This is a genomic window from Micromonospora sp. WMMD735, assembly GCF_049178995.1.
GTDB lineage: Bacteria > Actinomycetota > Actinomycetes > Mycobacteriales > Micromonosporaceae > Micromonospora > Micromonospora wenchangensis.
Window position 1 is genome coordinate 3,838,406 of record NZ_JBMHMJ010000002.1, and the last position, 23,509, is coordinate 3,861,914.

General features: G+C 75.0%; 18 protein-coding genes and 1 pseudogene. 6 read left to right on the forward strand and 13 right to left on the reverse strand.

All coding sequences use genetic code 11. The annotated features are described in order from the left end of the window. Positions 1-217: 217 nt before the first annotated feature. Together ddaH and rocD are read left to right on the forward strand one after the other, a co-directional pair. A complete protein-coding gene (ddaH, locus tag ACN268_RS16285; protein WP_421486912.1) occupies positions 218-1,033 on the forward strand; it encodes a dimethylargininase in 816 nt (271 codons plus the stop codon). Further along, positions 1,030-2,244, forward strand: coding sequence for an ornithine--oxo-acid transaminase (gene rocD, locus ACN268_RS16290; protein ID WP_421483915.1), 1,215 nt, complete (start codon positions 1,030-1,032; stop codon positions 2,242-2,244). The genes ddaH and rocD overlap by 4 nt, the downstream gene beginning before the upstream one ends. A 51-nt stretch (positions 2,245-2,295) precedes the next feature. On the opposite strand, the gene ACN268_RS16295 is transcribed toward rocD, so the two are convergent. The 5 genes from ACN268_RS16295 to ACN268_RS16315 form a co-directional block, all read right to left on the reverse strand. Next, entirely contained in the window at positions 2,296-3,447 is a 1,152-nt protein-coding gene (locus tag ACN268_RS16295; protein ID WP_420118815.1) for an FHA domain-containing protein, read from the reverse strand. A 114-nt stretch (positions 3,448-3,561) separates the two neighbouring features. Then, the gene (locus tag ACN268_RS16300; protein WP_421483916.1) at positions 3,562-7,464 is read right to left on the reverse strand and encodes an SCO7613 C-terminal domain-containing membrane protein; all 3,903 of its coding nucleotides are present in this window, start codon (positions 7,462-7,464) and stop codon (positions 3,562-3,564) included. Positions 7,465-7,512: 48 nt separating this feature from the next. Further along, entirely contained in the window at positions 7,513-7,833 is a 321-nt protein-coding gene (gene cutA, locus ACN268_RS16305) for a divalent-cation tolerance protein CutA (RefSeq protein WP_363656206.1), read from the reverse strand. A gap of 52 nt (positions 7,834-7,885) precedes the next feature. Beyond that, positions 7,886-8,905: a 1-acyl-sn-glycerol-3-phosphate acyltransferase gene (locus tag ACN268_RS16310; protein WP_204926864.1), complete on the reverse strand. Its 1,020-nt coding sequence runs from the start codon at positions 8,903-8,905 to the stop codon at positions 7,886-7,888. Then, positions 8,905-9,735 (reverse strand): patatin-like phospholipase family protein, encoded by an 831-nt coding sequence (locus ACN268_RS16315; protein ID WP_421483917.1) that lies wholly within the window; start codon positions 9,733-9,735, stop codon positions 8,905-8,907. The genes ACN268_RS16310 and ACN268_RS16315 overlap by 1 nt, the downstream gene beginning before the upstream one ends. Before the next feature lie 193 nt (positions 9,736-9,928). Between ACN268_RS16315 and ACN268_RS16320 the strand changes: the two genes are divergently transcribed. Then, positions 9,929-11,602 carry a serine/threonine-protein kinase gene (locus ACN268_RS16320; RefSeq protein WP_421483918.1) on the forward strand — a complete coding sequence of 558 codons (1,674 nt, stop codon included), beginning with the start codon at positions 9,929-9,931 and terminating at the stop codon, positions 11,600-11,602. 28 nt (positions 11,603-11,630) lie between these two features. Here ACN268_RS16320 and ACN268_RS16325 read toward each other — a convergent pair whose 3' ends face one another. The 8 genes and pseudogenes from ACN268_RS16325 to ACN268_RS16360 form a co-directional block, all read right to left on the reverse strand. Further along, positions 11,631-12,686, reverse strand: a complete 1,056-nt coding sequence (locus ACN268_RS16325; protein ID WP_421486913.1) for a glycosyltransferase family 4 protein — start codon at positions 12,684-12,686, stop codon at positions 11,631-11,633. A gap of 243 nt (positions 12,687-12,929) precedes the next feature. After that, on the reverse strand, positions 12,930-14,546 hold the full coding sequence (locus ACN268_RS16330; protein ID WP_421483919.1) for a trypsin-like peptidase domain-containing protein: 1,617 nt from the start codon (positions 14,544-14,546) through the stop codon (positions 12,930-12,932). Between the two features lie 84 nt (positions 14,547-14,630). Then, on the reverse strand, positions 14,631-16,181 hold the full coding sequence (locus tag ACN268_RS16335; protein WP_421483920.1) for a sensor histidine kinase: 1,551 nt from the start codon (positions 16,179-16,181) through the stop codon (positions 14,631-14,633). After that, a complete protein-coding gene (locus ACN268_RS16340) occupies positions 16,178-16,879 on the reverse strand; it encodes a response regulator transcription factor (RefSeq protein WP_088646020.1) in 702 nt (233 codons plus the stop codon). Before ACN268_RS16340 ends, ACN268_RS16335 begins: the two co-directional genes overlap by 4 nt. A gap of 130 nt (positions 16,880-17,009) precedes the next feature. Then, positions 17,010-17,627 carry a PadR family transcriptional regulator gene (locus tag ACN268_RS16345; protein WP_421483921.1) on the reverse strand — a complete coding sequence of 206 codons (618 nt, stop codon included), beginning with the start codon at positions 17,625-17,627 and terminating at the stop codon, positions 17,010-17,012. Next, the gene (locus tag ACN268_RS16350) at positions 17,624-18,454 is read right to left on the reverse strand and encodes a DUF4097 family beta strand repeat-containing protein (protein WP_421483922.1); all 831 of its coding nucleotides are present in this window, start codon (positions 18,452-18,454) and stop codon (positions 17,624-17,626) included. Before ACN268_RS16350 ends, ACN268_RS16345 begins: the two co-directional genes overlap by 4 nt. A gap of 451 nt (positions 18,455-18,905) precedes the next feature. Continuing rightward, positions 18,906-19,792, reverse strand: a pseudogene (locus ACN268_RS16355) (lysophospholipid acyltransferase family protein); the annotation flags it as partial. After that, positions 19,789-20,568 (reverse strand): GNAT family N-acetyltransferase, encoded by a 780-nt coding sequence (locus ACN268_RS16360; RefSeq protein WP_421483923.1) that lies wholly within the window; start codon positions 20,566-20,568, stop codon positions 19,789-19,791. The gene ACN268_RS16360 and the pseudogene ACN268_RS16355, both read right to left, overlap by 4 nt. A gap of 187 nt (positions 20,569-20,755) precedes the next feature. Between ACN268_RS16360 and ACN268_RS16365 the strand changes: the two genes are divergently transcribed. The 3 genes from ACN268_RS16365 to ACN268_RS16375 all read left to right on the forward strand — a co-directional run bounded on the left by ACN268_RS16365 (position 20,756) and on the right by ACN268_RS16375 (position 23,326). Next, the gene (locus ACN268_RS16365) at positions 20,756-21,421 is read left to right on the forward strand and encodes a hypothetical protein (RefSeq protein ID WP_421483924.1); all 666 of its coding nucleotides are present in this window, start codon (positions 20,756-20,758) and stop codon (positions 21,419-21,421) included. A 151-nt stretch (positions 21,422-21,572) separates the two neighbouring features. Then, the gene (locus ACN268_RS16370; RefSeq protein WP_421483925.1) at positions 21,573-22,505 is read left to right on the forward strand and encodes an ABC transporter ATP-binding protein; all 933 of its coding nucleotides are present in this window, start codon (positions 21,573-21,575) and stop codon (positions 22,503-22,505) included. Continuing rightward, a complete protein-coding gene (locus tag ACN268_RS16375; RefSeq protein ID WP_204926853.1) occupies positions 22,502-23,326 on the forward strand; it encodes an ABC transporter permease in 825 nt (274 codons plus the stop codon). Before ACN268_RS16370 ends, ACN268_RS16375 begins: the two co-directional genes overlap by 4 nt. Positions 23,327-23,509: the final 183 nt, after the last annotated feature.

A 23,509-nucleotide genomic window follows, 5' to 3' on the forward strand; every position in this document is an offset into this window, starting at 1 on the left:
CACAGGGGCCGTCACCTCCGCCGGGGTGGCGGCCCCTTCGCGGTTCGCCTCACGCAACGGATCGCCGTCTCGGTCGGGTCACACGCAACGAACCACCGCCGGACGCACGGTTCGGCGGTGGTTGTCGTACGGCCGGGGCGCATACCGTTGAGCCACGGCGCCAGCCCGTGGGCCACGGAGGCCGGGCGCGCCCGACCCCGGGAGCAGGACAATGACGATGGACGCCACCAGCCAGCGCTTCCTGATGTGCCGGCCGACGTACTTCGCCGTCGACTACGCCATCAACCCGTGGATGGACCCGACCGCGCCGGTCGACGCCGCCCTGGCGGTCCGGCAGTGGGAGCAGCTCCGCCGCACCTACCTCGACCTCGGCCACACCGTCGAGCTGATCGACCCGGTCCCCGGCCTGCCGGACATGGTCTTCGCCGCCAACGGCGGCACGGTCATCGGCGACCGGGCGATGGCGGTGCAGTTCCGCGACCCGCAGCGCGCCGACGAGGCCCCCGCCTACCGGGCCTGGTTCGAGGCCGCCGGCTTCGAGGTGTACGACCCGAAGCACGTCAACGAGGGCGAGGGGGACGTGCTGCTGGTCGGCGACCACCTGCTCGCCGGCACCGGGTTCCGCACCGCGCACGCCTCGCACGCCCAACTGCAGGAGGTCTTCGGCTACCCGGTCGTCACCCTGCAGCTGGTCGACCCGCGCTTCTACCACCTGGACACCGCGCTGACCGTGCTCGACGAGCGGACCGTGGCGTACCTGCCTGAGGCGTTCTCCCCCGGCAGCCGGGCGGTGCTGCGCCGGCTCTACCCGGACGCCGTCCACGCCACCATGGCCGACGCGGAGGTGCTCGGCCTCAACGCGGTCGGCGACGGCCGGCACGTGGTGCTGCCCGCGCAGGCCACCGGGCTGGCCGCGCAGCTACGCGACCGGGGCTACCAGACCATCGGTGTCGACCTGTCCGAGCTGCGCAAGGCCGGCGGCGGACCGAAGTGCTGCACGTTGCGACTCCGTCAGGGAAAGGCGAGCCAGTGATCGAGGACATGCTGCGGACCCCGTCCGCCGTGCGGGACGCGGAGCGGTACACCGCGCACAACTACCACCCGCTGCCGGTGGTGATCTCCTCCGCCGAGGGCGCCTGGCTCACCGACGTGGACGGTCGGCGCTACCTGGACTGCCTCGCCGGCTACTCGGCGCTGAACTTCGGCCACCGGCACCCGGCCCTGATCCGGGCCGCCCACGAACAGCTCGACCGGCTCACCCTGACCAGCCGGGCGTTCATCCACGACCAGTTCGCCGACTTCTGCCGGGAGTTGGCCGCGCTCTGCGGCAAGGACCTGGTGCTGCCGATGAACACCGGCGCGGAGGCGGTCGAGACCGGCATCAAGGTGGCCCGCAAGTGGGGCTACCAGGTCAAGAAGGTCGCCCCGGGGCAGGCGAACATCATCGTCGCCGACGGCAACTTCCACGGCCGGACGACCACCATCGTCAGCTTCTCCACCGACGCCGACGCCCGCGCCGACTTCGGGCCGTACACCCCCGGGTTCACCGTCGTGCCCTACGGCGACCTGGCGGCGCTGGAGGCGGCGATCGACGAGAACACCGTCGCCGTGCTGCTGGAGCCGATCCAGGGCGAGCAGGGCGTGGTGCTGCCGCCGGAGGGTTACCTGCCGGGCGTACGCCGGGTCTGCACCGACCGCAACGTGCTGTTCATCGCCGACGAGATCCAGTCCGGGCTGGGCCGGACCGGGCGCACCTTCGCCTGCGACCACGAGGGCGTCGTACCGGACATGTACCTGCTGGGCAAGGCGCTCGGCGGCGGCATCGTGCCGGTCTCCGCGGTCGCCGCGGACGCCGACGTGCTCGGCGTGCTCCGGCCGGGCCAGCACGGCTCCACGTTCGGTGGCAACCCGCTCGCCTGCGCGGTCGCCACCGAGGTGGTCCGGCTGCTGGCCACCGGGGAGTTCCAGCGCCGCTCCGCCGAGCTGGGCGAGCGGCTGCGCGCCGGGCTGGAGGGGCTGCTCGGCAGCGGGCTGGTGGCGGTGCGGGTGCGCGGGCTGTGGGCCGGGGTGGACATCGATCCGGCGCTGATGACCGGCCGGCAGGCGTGCGAGCGGCTGATGGACCGGGGCGTGCTGGCCAAGGACACCCACGGCTCGACCATCCGGTTGGCACCGCCGCTGGTCATCACCTCCGACGAGATCGACCACGCGGTGGCGCAGCTCGCCGCCGTACTGGCCGGCTGACCTCCCGCGGCGGGGCGGGCGTCCGGTCCCGACGCCCGCCCCGCCGCCGGGTCAGTTGCGGGGCAGCCGCATCGCCATGGTGGGCGCCTCGGCCATCACCGACGTCGGGGTGAACGCCGCACCGGTGGGCAGCTCCCGGGCCCGGCCGACCTGCACCCCGGGGTACAGCTCCACCATGTCCGCGCCGCCGAGCACCCGGGACTGCTTCGGGGTCAGCGGGACGCGGTCGGCCTCGGCCATCGAACCGTTCGGCCGGATGCCGGAGCCGTTGGTGCTGACGTCGGTGACGATGACCTCGCCGACGCGCAGCTCGAAGCGGACGTGCGCCCGGCTGATCCAGCGCCGTGCCTCGTCGTTGAGCCACTGCCCGAGCATCACGCCTCCGGTCTCCTCGGGGGCCCGACCGACAGTCACCGGTTCGTCCTCGGTGAGCACGAACCGGCGGCGGATCAGGCCACCGATCCGGATCGCCAGCACCTCGCTGCGCGGGCGCGGCCCGGCGTCGGAGAGCCGGGCACCGTGCCGGGGGCAGGTCGGCACGCCGTTGCGCAGGGCGGGCGGCGGCTGGCCCGCCGGGGCCCGGTCCACCCGGGCCAGGTCGGCGAACGCCCCACCGCCCCCGCCGCCGCCGAACAGCGCGCAGCCGGGCTCCGGGCAGCGCCACGTGCGGGCCAGCAACTGCCCGCCGACCGGGGACCGGTCACCCTCGACCGGGGTGTGCCCGCCCCCGACGTGCGCGACGAAGGCCGGGCCGCCCGCGCCGGGCACCGGGGCGACGACCCGCCCCGGCTGCTCCACCAGCCACGGGAACCGGCCGCGCAGGCCGTCGAACCGGACCCGGCTGACCACCGGCAGGCCGAGCAGGTCGGCCACCTCCAGCATCCGGTCACCCGGGTTGTCGAGCACCTCGACCAGGCCGTCGTCGGCCCAGCGGCGGACCACCATCCGCTCGTTGGAGGTGAGGTCGGCGTCGGAGAGCAGCGCCCGGTGCACGATCGCGTAGACCGGGACGCTGTCCTCGGCCAGCTCGCGGGAGAGCGCGTCGATTACCATGCCGAGCCGCAGCAGGCTCGCCGGGCGGCCACCGTCGAGATCCTGGTAGCGGATCACCTCGGCCAGGTCGAGTACCGCTCGGGCCAGGGACGGATCGGTGCAGACCCGCCCCTCGATGGCGTCCAGCACCTTGCTGATCTCGAATCTCATCGCGCGCTCCGGAGGATGTCGTCGATCGGCCGGGCCGCCACCGCCGGGCCCGGTCGGCACCTGCCCGCCGGGGTGAACAGGCGCTGCCCTGGCACGACCCTACCGGTGCCCGGGTCAACCCATCCGGCCCACCGCCGCGCGCAGCCGGGCCACGTCACGCCGACGCCGCTCGTAGGTGGCGGCGAGGGTGATCAACGCCAGCCCGCCGACGGCCAGGTAGATCCAGCGGGGCAGCAGGTCCCACCCCCGGACCAGTTCGTGCAGCGCGAGCAGGACGAGGGCACCCCCGCCGAGCACCACCGGGGCCTGCCAGCGCCGCACCGCCCCGACCAGCACCACGGCCAGGGCGGCACCGCCCAGCAGCAGCCGCCGCCACGGCTGCGGGTCGGCGGCCACCAGCACCGACACCAGGCTGGGCAGCAGCCCGGCGGCCAGCCCGGGGCCGAGGGCGAGCCAGCTGGTCAACCCGGGTCGGGCGCGTAGCGCGAGCAGCCCGGCCACCAGGGTCAACCCGGCCGCCGGCAGGGTGTACGCCTCCAGCAGCACCACCTCGCCGCTGATCAGCAGCAGCCACGCGCCGAGCAGCTCGCTGCCGCCGGCCACCGCCCCGAAGGCCCACCGCCGGCCGGCCGACCGGCCCGGGTACAGCACCCGCAGTGCCGCGGCGGCTCCCCAGAGCACGCAGATCACCGCCGCGTACTGGATCGCGCCGACGGTGAGCAGCAGGGCGAGCACGGCCACCGCCTGCGCGGCGACCTCCAGCGCCCGTACGGTGAACGAGCCGCGTCGGGCCAGCGCGGGTGCGCCGAGGAGCACCGCCACCGCCACCCCGAGCACCGGGAAACCGGCGGTGCGCAGCGGCAGGTCGGCGGCCAGCGGCGCGGTGAGCGCGAACCCGGTGGCCGCCGCGACGGCGGTCAGGAAGCCGAGCAGCCGTACCTCGGCCCGCCGGCCGATCGCGCCGATGACCGCCGCCGCGACCACCAGCAGGGCGAGCCCGGCCAGCGTGCCGGCCCGGGTGGCGAGCAGCCCGACCAGGCCGGCGACCGTCCACAGCAGACCGATCGGGGTGGTCACCGGCACCAGCAGCGCCCGGCCACGTCCGGGGGCCGGGGCCGGCACGGCGGCTCCGGGAACGCCCGGCGCGGCCCCGTGGGGGACTCCCGGCGCGGTCCCGGGGGGAACGGCCGGCGCGGTCCCGGGGGGAACGGCCGTGCCCGGGGCGGCGGGCCGGGCCGGGCCGGTGAGCGTGGCGGTGAGCAGGGCGGCGATCCCGACGAGCAGCACCGCCGCCGGCACCACCGGCCAGGGGGCGTCCGCGCCGAGCAGCAGCACGGGCAACGCCGCCGCCCCGAACGGCAGCGCGGCGACGGCCGCCCCGGACCGCCCACCGGTGTGCCGGTGGACGACCAGCGCGGCCGTGCCGGCCAGGACCAGCAGCGCCGCCCCGGCCGTGGGGGCACCGGGCGGACCGTCCCCCGTCGGCACCCCCGACCAGGGCCGCACCGGCCCACCGTAGGGGGCGACGAGCGCGGCCAGGGCCACCGGCGCGACGGCGGCCAGCGCCAGGCCGGCCAGCACCGTGCCGACCACCCGGCCCGGGGTCACCGGCGCGGTCCGCCGGTCGGCCGCTACCAGCGCGACGACCGCCAGCGCCGCGTAGAGCGCGAACGGCTCCCCACCGGGTACGACGCTCGGCACGACCACGGCGGCGAGCGCCAGGGCGAGCGCGGTGCCGGCGTACCCGGCGAGGTCGGGGCGGCGGCGACGCAGCGCGAGCAGCGGGACCAGCAGCAGCACGGCGGCGACGAACCCGGCCCGCAGCTGCCACCAGGCCGGCACCCCGACGGCCCGCGACGCGACCGACGCGGCGGCCGGCACGGTGAGCAGCGCGACCGTCAGCGCGACCCCGGCGACCCGGCCCGCGACGGCGCTCGCCGGCCGGCCGGGCAGCGCCACCGCCAGCCCGGCGGCCAGCACCACCCCGAGCGCCACCAGCATCCCGACCGGGGCGGCCGAGGCCACCAGCAGGCCGTGCCCGAGCAGCACCGCAGCCCCCGCCGCGCCGACCAGCACGGTCGGGGCGCGCCGGCCGCGCAGCACCGCGACCGGCAGCAGCGCCGCGCCGACGACCAGGTCGACCGCGAGGGTGGCCGGCCACGGGGTGACCGTCACCGCCGGCAGCGCCGCAGCCGTGAGCACCACCGCCGGCAGTACGGTCACCGGGCGGGCCGCCCTCGGCAGCAGCAGGAGACCGGCACCGGCGGTGAGCAGGACGACGAGCGGCAGCTGCCAGCCCCAGGCAAGGTCGGGCCCGGCGGCGGCGCCCTGCCAGGCGGGCAGGGACCGGTCCACCGCGAGCGTCGCCACGGCCCCGGTGGCGAGCACGACGACCTGGGCGGCACCGCCCGCGACCAGCAGTGCGCCGACCCGGGGGCCGGTGCGGTGCCGCTGCGGCACCAGGCGGACGGCAGCAGCCAGGGCGGCGGCCACCAGGCCGACGGCGAGCAGCAGGAACCCGGCCCGCAGTTCCGCCACCGGCCGCAGCACCGCCACGGCCAGCAGCGGCACCAGCAGCCCGGCGGTGATCTGCCGGAACACCGGCGCTCCGGCGACCCGGGCCGCACCGGCCAGGACCAGGCCGACGAGGAGCAACGGCAGGCCGGCGAGCAGCGGCTGACCGCCGGCGCGACCCAGCGCCAGCGGCACCAGGGCACAGCTCGCGGCGACGGTCAGCGCGGTACCGAAGCCGAGCCAGCCGAGCACCCGGCCAGCGAGCACGGAACCGGACGGCCCGGCGACCGGCCCCCCGCCGGCCGCCGGACCCCCGTCCGCCGGGGCGGTGGTGGTGCCCGACCCCCCGGCGGGCACCACCACCCCTCCCCCCGCACCCGCGACGGCCGTGGCCGCCACGGGTGGCACCGCTGCGGCCGGCACCGCAGCGGCGGGATCGGACCCGGCCGGAGCCGGGAAGCGGCGGCGCAGCACGACCACCACCGCGAGGTCGAGCAGCGCCACGCCGAGGAAGGTCAGCGTCCAGCCGGTGGCTCCCGGACGGGACTGCGCCACCGCGAGCGGCAGCACCGGCTGGACCACGAACAGCGCCGCGAACCACGGCACGGTGAGCCGGCTGAGCAGGGCGTACCCGGCGGCGACGGCCGCACTGACCCCGGCGACCACGGCGGCGTAGCGGGTGCCCGGCCAGCCGGCGGTGCCGAGCAGGTTCACCGACCAGGCGGCGTACCCGTCGAGGACCACCAGCAGCAGGCCGACGGCGGCGAACGTCTCGGCGGTGCCGCGCAGGCCACGCCACTTCGCCACCAGCGGCAGCGCCAGGGCGAGCGCGGTGAACGCGGCCAGGATCAGCGCGCGTCCGGCCACCCCGACGGTGGCCCAGGCGACGGCAGTGAAGACCACCGCCGCCGTGCCCAGCAGCAGGCCGCCGAGGACGAACAGCAGCCACTGGATCGTCCGGGTGGACGTCTCCGGGCGACCCGGAGTGTCCGGCAATACCTGCGGGGGCACCGGCCCGGTCGGTGGCACGGCACGGGCGGGCACCTCCGGCCGTGCCGGCGTCCCCGGGCGCACCGGCGGCGCGACCGGAGCGGTCGGGGGCGCGACCGGAGCGGTCGGGGGCGCGACCGGAGCGGTCGGGGGCGCGACCGGAGCGGTCGGGGGTGCGGCCGGCGCGGCGACCGGGGTGCCGGCCGGCGCGGCGGGGCGGGCTGCCGGCGCGGGCGGGCGGACCGCCGCGCCGGCCGGGACCGGGGCGGGGATCTCCCGGCGGATGCTGGCCGCCAGCTCCGCCCGCCGGCGCTGCGCCGCGAGCAGTCGGCCACCGAGCCCCTGGTACGCCTGCCGGGCCCGCTCGACCTCCCGGCCGAGGGCGACGATCTCCTGGTCCAACCGGACCACCTCGGCGGCGGGCGGGTACGGCCCGAGCCCGCAGCCGGCGCACCCACGGGTCAGCTCGGCGGGTGCTCCGCAGCGGGGGCAGGGGTAACCGGTGTTCTGCACCCGGCCATCCTGACGGTGGGTCGCAACCGGCGGCCAGAGTGCCCGTACCTAGGTACGGGTATTCTCGTGCACCCAGGTGGCGTATGCCCGGTCGCCGCTCTCGGCGTACGTGACCAGGATCTCGGGCACCTCGTAGGGATGGTTGGACCGGATCTGGGCGACCAGCGCCGTGGCCCGGTCGGGGGCGGTCTTGAACTGCACCGACCACTCGGTGCTGGTCTCCACCCCGGCCCGCCACCAGTACGTACTGTCGACCTGGCCGCCGACCTGGGCGCAGGCGGCCAGTCGCCCGGCCACCGCGGCAGCCGCCATCAGGTCCGCGACGGAGCGCGAGTCCACCACCGTCGTCACCACGCAGATCTGGTCCACCTGCGCACCTTACGTGGGAACGGCGGCGAACCGGTCGACCGTCACGGTGCGTTCACCGCGCCGTCACGCTGTCCCGGTTGTCGGCGATCCACCTGTCGATCCGGTCCCACCAGTCGAAGAGCCAGTCGATCCGCTCCTGCCGGCCGGTCGGGACGTCCTCGGGTGGCACGGACCAGAACCGCATCACGATCCGTTTGTCCATCGGCAGTTCGCGCCACACGTCGGCGACGGTGAGCATCCGGTCCAGGCCGGTGTGCGCCACGAAGATCACGCCGGCCTCCGGGGCGGCGTCCAGGGCGGCGAGCACCCCGCCGGGCTGCGGGGCGAGCACGTGCTGCATCCGCTCGGCACGCACCGCCATCCGCTCCAGCCCGAGCGCGCGCAGCTTGGAGATGGCCCGTACGCGTCGGCCGGGGGTGAAGTTGCCCCCCTCCGGGAAGATCACGAAGGCGTCGTCGTCGTCCAGCCCGGTGGCCAGGTGGCCGATCTGCCGGACCGCCTCGTTCCGGCCGTCACCGGCGGCGATGAACCGGTTGGGCAGCCGGTTGAGCAGCACGTCGATCGCCGGGTCCCACTGGAGCGTCTCCTTGAGCACGATCCGGGGCTCCCGCTGGAACCAGTTGACCAGGGAGTGGATCAGGATGAACGAGTCACCCGGGCCGGCGTGCCGGCACAGCACCAGTTCCGGCCGGCCGGGCAGGGCGGTGTCCGGGTCGGTGCCGACCACGTCGATGCTCAGCCGCAGCGTCCACCGGGCCTGCCAGAACAGCGCCCGCAGGAACCAGCCGGCGAGCACGTAGTGCGCCCGCTGGAAGGCCGGCGTGCGCTTCCACCTGCCGAACCCGCAGGCCAGCCAGAGCACGAAGAGGGCGACCAGCGCGGCGGCGTCCCAGACCAGGTAGACGCAGCCGATCCAGAGCAGCCGCAGCGGGCGCAACCGGCCCGGCACGAACGGCGACGCGGCCAGCGCGAGCAGCGCCCAGACCGGCACCGTGGTCAGCACCGTGACCGCGAGCAGGATCACCCCGGGCGCGAACAGCAGCCGGCGTACCCACCGAGGGGGCAGCGGCATCAGCGGTCCAGGCCCGCCAGGTAGTGCCGGGACGCGGTGTACGCGCGGCTGATCCGCCGTCCCACCGCCGCCATGTCCCGGTACGCCCACGGGCTGTCGTCGCGCGGCTCCAGCCCGCCGGTCGGCAGGACGTGCACCCGTACCCCCTCGGGCAGGGCGGCCATCTCCCGGGCGAACCGGTGCCGGCGGGCGATCTCGAACGCGACCTGGGCGATCTCCCACGGCCGGCGGGGCGGCGTCAGCTCCCGTTCGATCCGCCCCACCTGGAGGACGAAGATCTGCGTCGCGCCGACGGCGACCGCCTCGCCGATCGGGATCGAGTTGACGATCCCGCCGTCTATGTAGTGCTGGCCGTCGATCTGCGCCGGTGGCAGCAGCCCCGGTACGGAGGCGGAGGCGAGCACCGCCGACACCAGTGGTCCGGTGTGGAACCAGTGTTCGGCGGCCCGCTCGATGTTGGCCGCGCAGCAGCGGAACGGCACCTTCAGGTCGGCGAAGGTGGTGTCCGCGCCCAACTCCCCCTCCAGCAGCTTGCGCAGCGGCCGGGGCGAGTGCAGGTGGGTACGGGCGGCGAAGCGGCGCAGTTGCCGGGCGACCGAGTCGCCGTACACCTCGCTGGCCTCCGGGGACGCCCACAGCCGGACCAGCCGGTCGGTGACCGCCTCGGACGGGTCGGCGGCGACCAGCGCGCCGTTGACCGCGCCGATCGAGGTGCCGAGCACGACGTCGGGACGGATCCGGGCCCGGAACAGGGCGCGCAGCATGCCCACCTCGACCGCGCCGAGCACTCCCCCGCCGCCGAGCACGAACGCCACCGGACCGCCACTCATGCCGTTCATCCTGGCACGCCACCGCCCGTGACCGTGGTGCAGCCGCTGGTCACCGCCGCGTGGGGCCGGAACCGGTGGCGGTCGGCGAAACCGCCACTGCGGAGGGTCATCGGGCAAGTGGACAACCGTTGACAGGGGGGACACATTCGCGCAACCTGACACCACCCCGAACCCCAGGCAGGTGCGAACACTGATGGCAGCCCTGAACGCCGGTAGGTTGCTGGCCCGCAGGTACCGGCTTCTCGACAGGATCGGGGCCGGCGGGATGTCGGTGATCTGGCGGGCCCGCGACGAGGTGCTCGACCGGGTCGTCGCGGTCAAGGTGCTCGCGCCGTCGCTGGCCGCCGACGCCCGGTTCCGCGACATGGTGCGCGAGGAGGCCCGCTCGGCCGCCCAGCTGGTCCACCCGCACGTGACCGCCGTGCACGACTACGGCGAGGCGCTCGCCCCGGACGGCGAGATCACCTCGTTCGTGGTGATGGAGCTGCTCACCGGAGAGGAGCTGGAGCACCGGCTGAGCGAGGGTCCGCTGCCGTGGCCGGAGGCGGTCGAGGTGGGCGCCCAGGTGGCCGAGGCGCTGGCGGCGGCGCACCGGCTCGGCATCGTGCACCGGGACATCACCCCGGCGAACGTGATGATGACCCGGGTCGGCGCGAAGGTGCTCGACTTCGGCATCGCCACCCAGGCCGGCACCCCCGACGACGACGAGGACGGCGGCACCTTCGGCACCCCGGCGTACGTCGCGCCGGAGCGGTTGGACGGTGCGCCGGCCCAGCCGTCGACCGACGTCTACTCCCTCGGCGTGCTGCTCTACGAGACGCTGACCGGCCAGCCGCCGTACCCGGCCGAGACCTGGGAACAGCTCGCCACGGCGATCGCCGACGAACGACCGCCGTCGCTGGACGGCGTACCGGGGCTGCCTCCGGTGGTGGTCGACGTCTGCCTGCGCTGCCTGGCCCGGGACCCGCACGAACGGCCGACCGCGCACCAGGTCGCCACCGCCCTGCGCGACCAGTTGCTGCCGGGTGATCCGCAGGCGGCCACGATGCTCTCCCCGACGGTCACCCTGCCCGCCGTCCCCGGGAGCGACGCCCCGGGCGACCGGCCCACCGCGCCGGTCGCCGGGACCGGCCCGGCCGCCGTGGGCGCGGCAACGGGCATCGGTGCGGCAGCGGCGGGCGGTGCCGGATCAGCGGGCCCCGGTGACGGCAGCGCGCCGGCCGGCCGGGCCGCGCTCGGTGGTGCGGCCGGGGCCGGGGCGACGACGGGCACCGGTACCCCGGACGCCCGGCACGCCGGCCCGGGTGACGCGGCCGCCGAACCGGAGCTGCTGCCGCCGTCGCGCCGCCCGCTGGTGGCGGTGGGGGTGCTGGTGGTGCTGACCGCGGCGGCGGTCCTCCTGCTCGCCCCGCTGCTGGAACCCGGCACCCACACCCCGCCCGTGGCCGGGCGCAGCGAGACCCCGGTGACCGAACCGTCGCCGTCACGCACCCAACCGGCGGCGGGCCCCACCCCGCCGCCGGCCCCCCGGCGGGCCACCACCGCGCCCGCGCCGTCGCGCCCACCGGCCACCACCCCGGACGGGGGGCAGGGCGGCGGCGGGCTGGCCGAGGCCGCCGACCGGGTGCGCCGACTGATCGACGACGGGGTCCGCACCGGCGAGGTCCGCGAGGACGTCGGCCTGGACCTGCGCAACGTGCTGGCCAACCTGACCCGGTCCGCCGCCGAGGGCCGCTCCGACGTGCCCGCTCAGGTGACCGCGCTGCGCGAGAAGGTCACCCGCCGCATCGACGAGGGGGGCATCACCCCGGCGTACGGCCGGCAGCTCGACGCCGCCGTCCAGGAGCTGGCCGCGACCACCGTCTGAGCGTCCGCGCCGTCCCGCCGCGTACCTGTCACCGGGTACGCAGCCCGACGGGCCGGCGCAGCGGTGGGGCCGTGCCGAACGCGACGGCCCGGTAGACCGCCTCGTAGCCGTGGGCCATCCGTTCGGTGGAGAAGTGCTCGGCCACGTGCGCGGTGCAGGCCGCCGGGTCGAGCCGGACCACCTCCCGCAGGGCGGCCGGCAGCTCCCGGGCGTCGTCGCGGACCAGCCCGGTCACGCCGTCGACCACCACCTCGGGCACCGCGCCCCGGCGCAGCGCCACCACCGGCGTGCCGGTCGCCATGGCCTCCACCATCACCATGCCGAACGGTTCCTCCCACTGGATCGGCATGATCAGGCAGCGGGCGTCGACCAGCAACCGCAGGGTCGCCTCCCGGTCGGCGTTCATGACCACGTCGACGTCGTGGCCCAGCATCGGCTGGACGACCTCGGCGAAGTACCGGCGCTCGGCGGGCTCGTTGCACTTGCCGGCCAGGGTGAGCGGGAGGCCGGCCGCCCGGCAGGCCCGGATCGCCGTGTCGGGGCCCTTGTCCGGGCTGAACCGGGCCAGCCAGAGCACCGGGCCCCGGCCGGGTTGCCGCTTGACCGGCACGTCCCGGGCGTCGAGCGCGTTGTGCACCGTACCCACCCAGGGCAGGGTGGGGTTGGACCGGCGCTGGGCGTGCGAGATGGCCACCAGGCCCACCCCGTGGTCGGTGTCGCTGAGCACCGCCCCGTACTCGCCGACCGGGTTGCCGTGCACGGTGGCCACGGTGGGCACCGCACGCCGGGCGGCCACCAGCGGCCCGATCGTGGTGTGGTCGTGGATCACGTCGAAGTCGGCGGCGCAGACCAGCCGGTTGATCCGGGCCAGGTGGGCCAGTTCCGGCAGCGACTCGCCCAACCGGTCGTACTGCAGCTCGTCGATCGTGGAGACGAAGTCGGCGGTGGTGCCGTGCTGCCGGCCGGCCCCGAAGAGGGTCACCCGGTGCCCGTGCCCGACCAGCGCGTCCACCAGCCCGTGCACCACCTGCTCCAGCCCGCCGTACCCCGGTGGTGGCACCGACAGCCACGGTGGCACGAGCATCGCGACCCGCAGTGGCGGCCCGGACGGCGGACGTTCCGACGGACGGTGGGTCACTGCCACGAATCCTCCCCGTTGTCCCGTTCCGGCAGGTGTGGCCGGCGGGATCGGCGGCGATTTCCCCCTGCCCGGACAGGCAAACGCGCCCCGGCCGGGTGGGGCCCGTCCGGGGCGCGTGCGGCGGCGGGCGGTGGAGCCAACCCCCTTGGCTCCGCCGCCCGCCGCCCGGAGGAGGCAGGTCTGTGGTTACGACGTCTCGGCGAGCGTCACGGTTGCGGTCGCCTCGGAACCATTTCGCTTGTAGGTCACCTGGACCCGGTCGCCGACCTTGCCGGCCTGCACCGCGCCGACCAGGTCGTTGGAGTCGTTGATCACCTTGTCCCCGAACTTGGTGATCACGTCGCCGCGCTGGATGCCGGCCTTCTCGGCGGCGCTGCCCCCGGCGACGGAGGCGACCAGCGCCCCGCCGTCCTCGGCCGCGTTGACGCTGACCCCCAGGGACGGGTGGCTGATCTTCTCGCCCCGCTGGAGCTTCTCGGCGACGTCCTTGGCCTTGTTGCTCGGGATGGCGAAGCCGACCCCGATGTTGCCGGTGCTGCCCTGCCCGGCGGTGGCGATGGCGGTGTTGATGCCGATCACCTCGCCCCGGGTGTTGACCAGCGCACCACCGGAGTTGCCCGGGTTGATCGGGGCGTCGGTCTGGAGCAGGCCGGAGATCGAGCTGGCACCGCCCTGCGGGGACTGCTGCGGGCCGTTGCCGCTGCCGGCCTGGATGGTGCGGTCGCGGGCGCTGAGGATGCCGGCGGTCACCGAACCCTGCAGGCCGAGCGGGCTGCCCAGGGCGAGCACCTGGTCGCCCACCTGCATGGCGTCGCTGTCGCCGAACTTCGCCGCCTTGAGGTTGTCGATGCCGCTGGTCTGGACCACCGCGAGGTCGGTCTTCGGGTCGGTACCGACGATCTTGGCGGGGGCGGTCTTGCCGTTGGCGAAGACCACCCGGACGGCGTTGCCGGAGGCGGAGGCGACCACGTGGTTGTTGGTCAGCACGAAGCCGTCGGAGCTGAGGACCACGCCCGACCCCTCACCGCTGTCAGTCATGATCGAGACCACGCTGTCCTGCACCGAGGCGGCGATCTTCGGCAGGTCGGCGCTGTTGATCACGGGCGCGGCCGAGTAGTTGCGGGTGATCCCGCCCCGGTCGCCGTCGACCGCCAGGGCGAGCGCGCCACCGGCCACGCCGGAGCCGAGCATCAGGGCGAAGACCGCCACCCCGGCGCCGACGAACTTGGCCACCTTGCCGGCCTGCGGTGCCGGGGCCGGCGCCCACGGCGGGGTCGGCTGGCCGGGGTGCTGCGGGCCGCCCTGCCCCGGGTAGCCGGCGGACGGCTGGCCCACACCGGGCTGGCCGTAGCCGACGCCGGACTGACCGGGGTAGCCGGCCGACCCGGTGCCCGCACCCGGCTGACCGGGACGGTGCTGGCCGGGGTAGCCACCGGCCCACCCGGACTGGTGCTGGCCGGGCTGGTAGCCCGCCGACGGGTACTGCCCCGCCGGGGAGTGACCCGGGTAGCCGGTGGACGCGGGATAGCCGGGCCGGTACTGCTGGTCGCCGCCGCCGGACGGGTACGACGACTGCGGGTACGGCGTGGCGGCGGGCGGCGCGTACGGCGACGCGGGCGGCGCGTACGCCGATCCGGGGTTGGCCGTGCCGGCCGGCTCCCCCGCGGTGCCGGCGGCCTGACCGGGGATGTTGGGGGTGTCGGACTCGCCGCGCATGGCGCGGGACGGCTCGGCGGAGGGGTGCGACGGCTCGGCGTCGGGGGCAGCCGGCCGACGCTGCGGGTCGGTCTCGAACTCGGTCATGCCCCTAGTTTTCCCCGTCGCACTGTCACCCACCTGGAACCCGCCTGGAAGTTTTCTGAAAGTCACAGCCGGGCCGGTGGGGCGTCACTCCGCGTCGCCGTCCGCCTCGGGCAGCAGGGGCAGCCGGACCCGGAACGTCGCCCCACCGCCCGGCGTCTCGTCCACCTCGACGGTGCCCTGGTGGGCGCTGACCAGCGCCGCGACGATAGCCAGGCCCAGTCCCGTGCTGGTGATCCCGCTGGCCCGGCGGGTCCGCGCCGCGTCGGCGCGGTAGAACCGCTCGAAGACCCGCTCGGCCTGCTCCGGGGCGAGCCCCGGCCCGGTGTCCGCCACCTCCACCACGGCCGTGTTCCCGTCCTCGGAACACAACCGCAGGGTCACCGACGCCTCCGGCGGGGTGTGCGTCAACGCGTTGGTCATCAGGTTGCCGATCACCTGCCGCAGCCGGGCGTCGTCGGCGTGCACCACCAGCGGGCCCGAGTTCGGGGCGATCTCCAGCTCGATGTGCCGTTCGGGGGCGACCACCCGGGCCGCCTCGACCGCCTCGGAGGCGAGCACCGGCAACTCCACCGGGGCGAGCGACAGCGGGCGTTCCCGGTCCAGCCGGGCGAGCAGCAGCAGGTCCTCCACCAGCAGCCCCATCCGGGCCGCCTCGTCCTCGATGCGGCGCAGCAGGTCGGCAGTCTGCTCGGGGGCGCGGGCCGCCCCCTGCCGGTACAGCTCGGCGAAGCCCCGGATGGTGGTCAGCGGGGTCCGCAGCTCGTGCGAGGCGTCCGCGACGAACTGCCGCATCCGCTCCTCCGAACGCCGGGCGCGGGCCTCCGACGCCAGCGCGGCGTGCGCCGCGTCCCGGGCGCCGGCCTCCGCCGTACGGGCCGCCATCTCCGAGGCGGCGCGGGCGGTGAAGGCGGCCTCGATCTGCGCCAGCATCGCGTTCAGCGCCCGGGAGAGCCGGCCCAGCTCGGAGGTGGCGCACTCCTGCCCCTCCTCCGGGTCGGGCACCCGGCGGGTCAGGTCACCACCGGCGATCGCCGCGGCCGTCCGTTCGATCTCCACCAGCGGTTTCAGGCTGGTCCGCACGATGGCCGCGCCGATCGAGGCGAGCAGGATCAGCACCGCCCCGCCGACCAGCATGTCTATCCAGATCAGCCGCTTGACCGCCAGGTCGACGTCGGTCATGTGCTGGCCGAAGGCGAGGACCCGGCCGTCGCCGAGGTCGGTGTAGAGCATCCGCCACCGGGTGCGGCCGTCCATGGACTGCACGGTGAACGGGTCGCCGACCAGGGCCGAGAAACCGGCGAAGTCGGTCGGGAACTCCGGTAGTTCCTCGGGACGCAGGCCGGAGTAGCGCGACGGCCCCTCCACCTCGGTCCGGCTGGCCTGCGCGGCCACGTAGTCGGTGGGGATGCCCACCAGGAGCGGGCCACGTCCCTGGCCGAGCGCCCGCGCCACCCCGTTGGTGTCACCGCGCAACTGGTCGTCGACCTGGCCGATCAGGTACTCCCGCAGGAAGTACGTGGTCAGCGAGCTGATCACCACGAGGGCGATGGCGACGAGGGTGAGGACCGCCGCGACCAGCTTGACCCGCAGCGGGATGCTCCGGAGCCGCCCCTTCGCCTCGTCGAGCGGGTTCACGCCGCCGGCTTGCGCAGGACGTAGCCCACGCCGCGCAGGGTGTGGATCAGGCGGGGCTGGGTGTTGTCGACCTTGCGGCGCAGGTACGAGATGTACGACTCGACGATGTTGTCGTCACCCCGGAAGTCGTAGTTCCACACGTGGTCGAGGATCTGCGCCTTGGACAGCACCCGGTTGGCGTTGAGCATCAGGTACCGCAGCAGCTTGAACTCGGTCGGCGAGAGCTGCACCCGCTGACCGGCCCGGTGCACCTCGTGGGTCTCCTCGTCCAGCTCCAGGTCGGCGAAGGTGAGCCGGGAGGGGGCGTGCTCGCCGGTGGCCGTACGCCGCAGCACCGCCCGGATCCGGGCGGTCAGCTCCTCCAGGCTGAACGGCTTGGTGACGTAGTCGTCCCCGCCCAGGGTGAGCCCACGGATCTTGTCGTCGGTGGCGTCCCGGGCGGTCAGGAACACCACCGGGGTACGCGTGCCGCCCTCGCGGAGCATCCGGATGACCTCGAAGCCGTCCAGGTCGGGCAGCATCACGTCGAGCACCACCAGGTCGGGACGATGGTCCTTGGCCGCATGCAGGGCCGCGCTGCCACTGGTGGCGGTCGCCACGTCGAACCCCGCGAAGCGGAGACTGGCGGAGAGCAGTTCGAGGATGTTGGGGTCGTCCTCGACGACGAGCAGTCGCGCCTCGGTCTGGGTAGCGGCCATGCTGGCCATCATCCGTGACGTCGCTGCGTCGGTGCTGGACGCTTCCTGCAAAAAGCCTGTGAAGCCGCGCGGGCGCGGGCTCCCGACCGGCAGCACGCCCGGTCCCGGCCCGCACCCTGCGTACGGGCGGTCACCGCAGCAGCCGGCGCAGCCCGTCCAACGCACCGTCGAGCACCCGGATCGCGGTCTGCAACTGGGTGTCGCTGAGCCGCCCGGCCCGTACCAGCGCACCCACCTCGACGGTGAACTCGGCCAGCCGCCTGTCGAAGTCGACCAGCAGGGGGGAGCCGTCGGCGGCGGGGGTCGCCGGGCGGGGGGTGGGACCGGGAGCAGGCCGGTCCCAGCGGGTCTGCCGGGTCTGCCGGGTGGCCTCGCGCAGCTCCCGCTTGAGATCACGCACCGAGCCGCGTACCTCGGTCTGGATCTCGCCGGCCAGTGCGGACAGGTCCTCCACCGAGGCGGAGATGTCGGACTCCAGGGTGGTCAGCTCGTCGGCGCGCTGGCGCAGCTCGGCCCGGCCGTCCTCGGTGATCTCGTAGACCTTGCGGCCACCGGCGGCGGTGTGGGTGACCAGACCGTCGGCCTCCAGCCGCTGCAGCCGGGGATAGATGGTGCCGGCGCTCGGGGCGTACAGGCCGAGGAAACGCTCCTCCAGCAGCCGGATCAGCTCGTAGCCGTGCTTGGGACCGTCGTCGAGCAGCCGCAGCAGGTAGAGCCGCAGCCGCCCGTGGCTGAACACGGCGGTCACGGCAGCTCCTCCTGGTCGGCGTCCACCGGCCGGGCGAGCAACGCGATGCTGCCGGACGTCGCGGACGCCCAGAGCTTACCCGCGCCCGCGCCGAGCACCCCGTGGCTGTCCTTGACCGAGCCGACGCCGGGTTCGCCGCCGACCTGGGGGAACCCGCTGGTGATCCGGCCCGAGGTGGTGTGCAGGTGGACGGCGAGGTCGCTGTCCTCGCGGACCCGGACGGTGATCGGCCCGGAGATGGTGGTGAGCCGGATGTCGCTGCGCCGGGGGTTGTCCAGGTCGCAGGTGATCGCCCCGGAGACGGTGTTGGCGTGCACCCGGCCGGCGGCACTGTCGGCGAGGGTCACCTCACCGGAGACCGTGTTCAGGACGAGGTCGCCGGTGACACCGAGCGCCTCGACCGGGCCGGAGACGATCCGCGCGTTGGTGCGCCCGGCCAGCCCCATCAGGGTGATCTGCCCGGAGGTGACGTCCACGGTGGTGTCGTGGGACAACCCGGAGGCGACCAGCGTGCCGTCGACCAGGTGCAGGTCGGCCAGGGTGCCGGCCGGGACGGCGACGGACACCTCGGCCCGGAACCGGCGACCGAGCTGACCGAGCCACCAGAGGAACCCGGGCCAGCGGGGTGGGCGTTCGTGTTCGATCCGCAGGACGCCGTCGCGGTGCTCGACGAGGACCGGCCGACTGCTGACCCGGGTGACGTCGATCCGCGCCGGCCCGTCGGTGCCGACCACGTTGAGCCGCCCGGTGATCAGGCGGACGTCGAGCCGGGTGACCGGCTCGTCGATGGTGATCCGTTGTGGTCTGTCGACCTTCCAGTTGGTCATGACGTCTCCCTCCGGGGTCACGGCCGACGGCCGCGCCACTGCACGGAGGAAGCATAACGCGATACATCGCGATAGAACAAGACTGTCGCGAGTCACCCGCCCCCACCCGCCGCCCCGACCCGCGCCCCGCCGCCCGCCGCCCGCCGGCAAGATCAACTCATCTGGGCCGATCCAGCGGTATCTCGCGACCGGATCACCGCAACATCGGCCCCCACGAGTCGATCACGACTGACGATCGCGGCCCTCGGGTCAGGCGGCCAGGCCGAGGCCGGTCCCGAGGGCCGGCGCGGCCACCGCACCGGACCCGGCCACCGCACCCGGCGCGGCCACCGCACCGGACCCGGCCACCAGACCCGACGGGGTCACCGGAACGGACACGGCCACCGGAACGGGCACGGCCACCAGACCCGACGGGGTCGCCGGAACGGACACGGCCACCGCACCGGACCCGGCCACCGGACCCGGCGGGGTCACCGGGCCGGGGACGGCCCGGGTGGGGTGGCCGGCGGCCGGGCGGGGCGGCAGCAGGTGCACGGCCGACTCGGCGGCCCGGGCCAGCACCCGGCGGTCCGCCCCGGGGGCCGGGTGCAGAGCGGCGGTCACCGCGACGTCGACCACCAGGTCCCGGGCGGCCAGCACCCGGCGTACCGAGCGCCACAGCGTGTCGTCGCCGAGGAAGGCCGCGGTGGTGGTCGTCGCGCCGGTGGCAGCACAGCGGTAGCTGATCCGCAGCGGCACCACGGGGGCGCCGGCGTCGACCGCCGCCTGGAAGACCGCCGGCCGGAAGCCCCGACGCGGTCGGCAGCCGGCCGGGGGGACGACGCCGCACCAGGTCGTACCCTCGGGAAAGACCGTGACCGGGTGACCGGCGCGCAGCACGGCCGCGAGCCGGGCCACCGTGCGCGGCAGGTCCCGGGGCCGGGACCGGTCGACGAAGACCGTGCCACCGGCGCGGGCCAGCAGTCCCAGCACCGGCCAGCTCCGCACCTCCCGCTTGGCCAGCAGCCGGGCCGGCGCGACCGCCAGCACCGCGAACACGTCCAGCCAGGAGACGTGGTTGGCGACCAGCAGCGCCCGTCGTCGGGGCAGCCGCCCGCGCACCACCAGCCGTACCCCGAGCACCCCGGCGGTCCGCCGGGCCCAGGCCCGCAGCACCGCCGCCCGCCCGGCCGCCGGCAACACCGGCAGCAGTACGGTCAGGCCGCCCCCGGCCAGCAGCATCCCGAGTACGCCCAGCAGCCGCGCCACCTGCCGGGCGGGCGACACCCCGGCCCGATCCTCCCCCGGCAGGCAGTCCGGCCCGCAGCCGGCGGTCGGGCGCCACAACTCGGCGCTCACCGGGTCACCCCGCCCAGGAAGTGCCGGCGGTAGCGCGGGTTCATCCGGTCCAACGAGAACAGCAGGTAGAAGTCGGCGCAGCGGAAGTCCGGGTCGTACGCCGGTTCCCCGGCGACCCACGCGCCGAGCCGCAGGTAACCGCGGACCAGCGGGGGGATCAGCGCCCGCCCGGCGGGGTCCCCGGTGGCCGACGCCGGTGCCGCCGCACCCGGCTCGGCGAACCACGGCCGCAGTGGACGGACCCGCATCAGCGGGGGCGCGAGGTGTCCCGTCCGGCCCAGCGCCCACGTCTCGGCGGCGGCCCGGCCGCCGTCGTCGACCGGCACCGAGGCGCAGCCGCCCAGCCAGTTCACCCCGCGCAGGTGCAGGTAGCGGGTCAGGCCCGCCCACATCAGGTTGAGCACCGCGCCGGAGCGGTGGTCCGGGTGGACACAGGAGCGCCCGGTCTCGACCAGCAGGTCGCGCAGCGGTTCGAGCGGGGTCAGGTCGAACTCGCCGGCGGCGTACCGGCGGTCGGTGCGGCCGGGGGGCAGCAGCCGGTAGGTGCCGACCACCGCGCCGGTGCGCTCCTCGCGGACGATCAGATGGTCGCAGTGGACGTCGAGGTCGTCGGTGTCCAGCCCGGCGGCACCCGGGCGCAGGGTCGCGCCGAGTTCGGTGCCGAACACCTCGTGGCGCAGGCGTTGCGCGGCCGCGACCTGGGTCGGGTCGTCGGCGATCAGCAGGGTGTATCCACTGGTCGTCAGGGGTGCGCCAGCGGCATGCAGAACAGCCATGGGACCTGTGTAGGTGCCCCGGGTTGCCGGCCGGCCGGGGACGGGTGTCGATCCGGTGAACGCCTGCCGGCGGGCCCGGTCCCGGGCGTGACCAGGGGCCCGGTGGGGCGGTCGGGGGGCGTGGCCGGCGCGTGCGAGGCTGCTGCGGGGGCCCGGCCGGCCGGGCCGACGACACGGTGGAGGGTCGATGATCATCGAGGCGCGGTACCAGGGGCCGCCCGGCACGGGCAACGGCGGCTGGAGCGCGGGGATCTTCGCCGGGGCGTACGGCGCGGACGGGCCGGTCGAGGTGACGTTGCGCCGCCCGCCGCCGCTGGACACCCCGCTCACCCTCACCGACGGTGACGTGCGCGACCCCGAGGGGCGCCTGGTAGCCGAGGTACGCCCCGCCGGTGATCCGCCCGTCCCGGTCCCCCCGGTGGACCCGGCGACCGCGCGGGCCGCCTCGGCGACGTACCCGGGGCTGGTGGACCACCCCTTCCCCGGCTGCTACGTCTGCGGCCCGGAGCACCCGGACGGCCTGCGGATACACCCCGGACGGCTGCCCGACGGCCGGACCGCCGCGCCGTGGCGGACGCCTACCCAGGTGGGCGCGCCGACGGTGTGGGCGGCGCTGGACTGCCCCGGGGGCTGGGCGGTGATCGCCCCGGGCCGGCCGTACGTGCTGGGCCGGCTCGCCGTGACGGTGGACGCGCTGCCCACGCCCGGCGGGGAGTACGTGGTCACCGGGGCGGTGGACACCGTCGAGGGACGCCTGGCGGTGGTGCGTACCAGCCTCTACGACGGTGCCGGTGGACTGCTGGGCCGGGCCCGCGCCACCTGGGTGGCGCTGCCCGCCGCCCCTCGTCCCTGAGGACGACTCCGCTCCTGCCTGAGTCGGAGCAGGGCCTACCGACCGGGGCTGATGGCGTAACTTGACCTGACCAGCAAGGCTGGCAGCGGCGCATTCCGCAACGGCGTCGCAGAACGCGGTGCCCCGTGCACCGCCGCACGGGAGGAGAACGATGTCCGACGGGCAGTGGAGCCCCAGCACCGGCCAGATCGTCGTGTCCGGTTTGACCAAGCAGTACAAGAACGTCCGGGCGGTCGACAACCTGTCCTTCACGGTCGAGTCCGGTCGGGTGACCGGCTTCCTCGGCCCGAACGGGGCGGGTAAGACGACCACCCTGCGGATGCTGCTGAACCTGGTCACCCCGACCGGTGGCACGGCGACGATCGGGGGCCGGCGGTACGCCGACCTGACCGATCCGCTGCGGCACGTGGGCGCGGTGCTGGAGGCGTCCAGCGCGCACAAGGGCCGTACCGGCATCAACCACCTGCGGGTGATCTGCGCGGCGGCCGGCCTGCCGAAGAGCCGGGCCGACGAGGCGCTGGCCCTGGTCGGGCTCACCCCGGCGGCGAAGCGCAAGTTCAAGGGCTACTCGCTGGGCATGAAGCAGCGGCTCGGCATCGCCGCCGCGATGCTCGGCAACCCCCAGGTGCTGATCCTCGACGAGCCGGCCAACGGTCTCGACCCGGAGGGCATCCGCTGGATGCGTGGCTTCCTCAAGGGGCTGGCCCACGAGGGGCGGACCGTGCTGGTCTCCAGCCACCTGCTGTCCGAGATGCAGCTCCTCGCCGACGACGTGGTGATCATCGCAGCCGGCAAGCTGATCCGGCAGGGTCCGGTGGAGCAGGTGCTCGGCTCGATGTCGCAGGGCGGCCGGGTGCGGGTGCGCACCCCGCAGGCCGAGGAGTTGACCGTGGCACTGCGTGAGCAGTCCGCGACGGTGGAGACCGACGAGCACGGCGTGCTGCTGGTCAGCGGCGTGGACGCGCCGGCGATCGGTCGGGCCGCGCTGGCCGCCAAGGTCGAGCTGCACGAACTGACCCCGGAACGACCCGACCTGGAGCGGGTGTTCCTGGAGCTGACGGCCGGGAAGGCGGGCATCCGATGAACCTCGTCCGATCCGAGCTGTTGAAGATCCGTACCACCAGCACCTGGTGGATCTTCGGGCTGATCACGGTGCCGCTGTGGGCGCTCACCGCCCTGATCAACTGGTTGCAGACCGACGCGCTGGCCAACAACAACTTCGGCGACGTGCCGGCCGACCAGGCCGACCAGATCCAGGCGGCGCAGTCGGTGGACAGCCTGGCCGCCAACGTCTACACCAACGGGCAGTTCTTCGGCCTGATGATCGTGATGCTGCTCGGCATCATCGTGGTGACCAGCGAGTTCTTCCACCAGACGGTCACCACCACCTTCCTCACCGTGCCGCACCGGACGGCGGTGATGCTGGCCAAGCTGGCCGCCGCGGCCATCCTGGCCGTGCTGTTCTGGCTGGTCACCACCGTGTTCAACCTGGCCTTCGGGGCACTGGTGATGAACAGCGTCGACCTGGGCTCGCAGCTCGGCAGCGGCGCGGTCTGGCGGGCCACCGCGCTCAACGGCCTGGCGTACCTGCTCTGGTCGGTGCTCGGCGTGGGGATCGGGGTGCTGATCCGCAGCCAGATCGGCGCCACGGTCACCGGCATCCTGCTCTACCTGGGTGGCGCGGTCGGCGCGGCCATCGCGATCAGCATCCTGGCCGCCCGCTGGGGCGACTGGATCAACGACCTCCAGGTGCTGGTGCCGTCGCTGGCGTCGTCGCTGATGGTCAGCGGGACCGAGATCCCGGGCAACCCGCCGCGCTGGGCGGGTGCGGTGGTCCTCATCGGGTACGCGGTGGTGGCTGGCGCGATCGGCACGCTCACCATGCGGCGGCGGGACATCTCCTGACCCGACCCGTTCCTCGCCGGCCCGGTGCGACGACCCGTCGCGCCGGGCCGGCGCCTGTGCGGGCGGCCCGGCGGGGTGACCGTGTGACGCGGTCAGCACCACTGCGCTAAGGAGTCGGCGGAACACGAAGAGCTGATTGACTTTCGGTTTCTTCTGTGAAACCGCACACCCCGTGGAGGCGGA

Coding starts and splice junctions, on each gene's coding strand:
- ACN268_RS16365 (WP_421483924.1), top strand. CDS start 20,756: ATGATCATCGAGGCGCGGTACCAGGGGCCGCCCGGCACGGGCAACGGC.
- ACN268_RS16295 (WP_420118815.1), bottom strand. CDS start 3,447: ATGAGATTCGAGATCAGCAAGGTGCTGGACGCCATCGAGGGGCGGGTC.
- ddaH (WP_421486912.1), top strand. CDS start 218: ATGGACGCCACCAGCCAGCGCTTCCTGATGTGCCGGCCGACGTACTTC.
- ACN268_RS16360 (WP_421483923.1), bottom strand. CDS start 20,568: ATGGCTGTTCTGCATGCCGCTGGCGCACCCCTGACGACCAGTGGATAC.
- ACN268_RS16325 (WP_421486913.1), bottom strand. CDS start 12,686: ATGCTCGTGCCACCGTGGCTGTCGGTGCCACCACCGGGGTACGGCGGG.
- ACN268_RS16315 (WP_421483917.1), bottom strand. CDS start 9,735: ATGAGTGGCGGTCCGGTGGCGTTCGTGCTCGGCGGCGGGGGAGTGCTC.
- ACN268_RS16340 (WP_088646020.1), bottom strand. CDS start 16,879: ATGGCCGCTACCCAGACCGAGGCGCGACTGCTCGTCGTCGAGGACGAC.
- ACN268_RS16350 (WP_421483922.1), bottom strand. CDS start 18,454: ATGACCAACTGGAAGGTCGACAGACCACAACGGATCACCATCGACGAG.
- ACN268_RS16310 (WP_204926864.1), bottom strand. CDS start 8,905: ATGCCGCTGCCCCCTCGGTGGGTACGCCGGCTGCTGTTCGCGCCCGGG.
- ACN268_RS16320 (WP_421483918.1), top strand. CDS start 9,929: ATGGCAGCCCTGAACGCCGGTAGGTTGCTGGCCCGCAGGTACCGGCTT.
- ACN268_RS16375 (WP_204926853.1), top strand. CDS start 22,502: ATGAACCTCGTCCGATCCGAGCTGTTGAAGATCCGTACCACCAGCACC.
- ACN268_RS16330 (WP_421483919.1), bottom strand. CDS start 14,546: ATGACCGAGTTCGAGACCGACCCGCAGCGTCGGCCGGCTGCCCCCGAC.
- ACN268_RS16370 (WP_421483925.1), top strand. CDS start 21,573: ATGTCCGACGGGCAGTGGAGCCCCAGCACCGGCCAGATCGTCGTGTCC.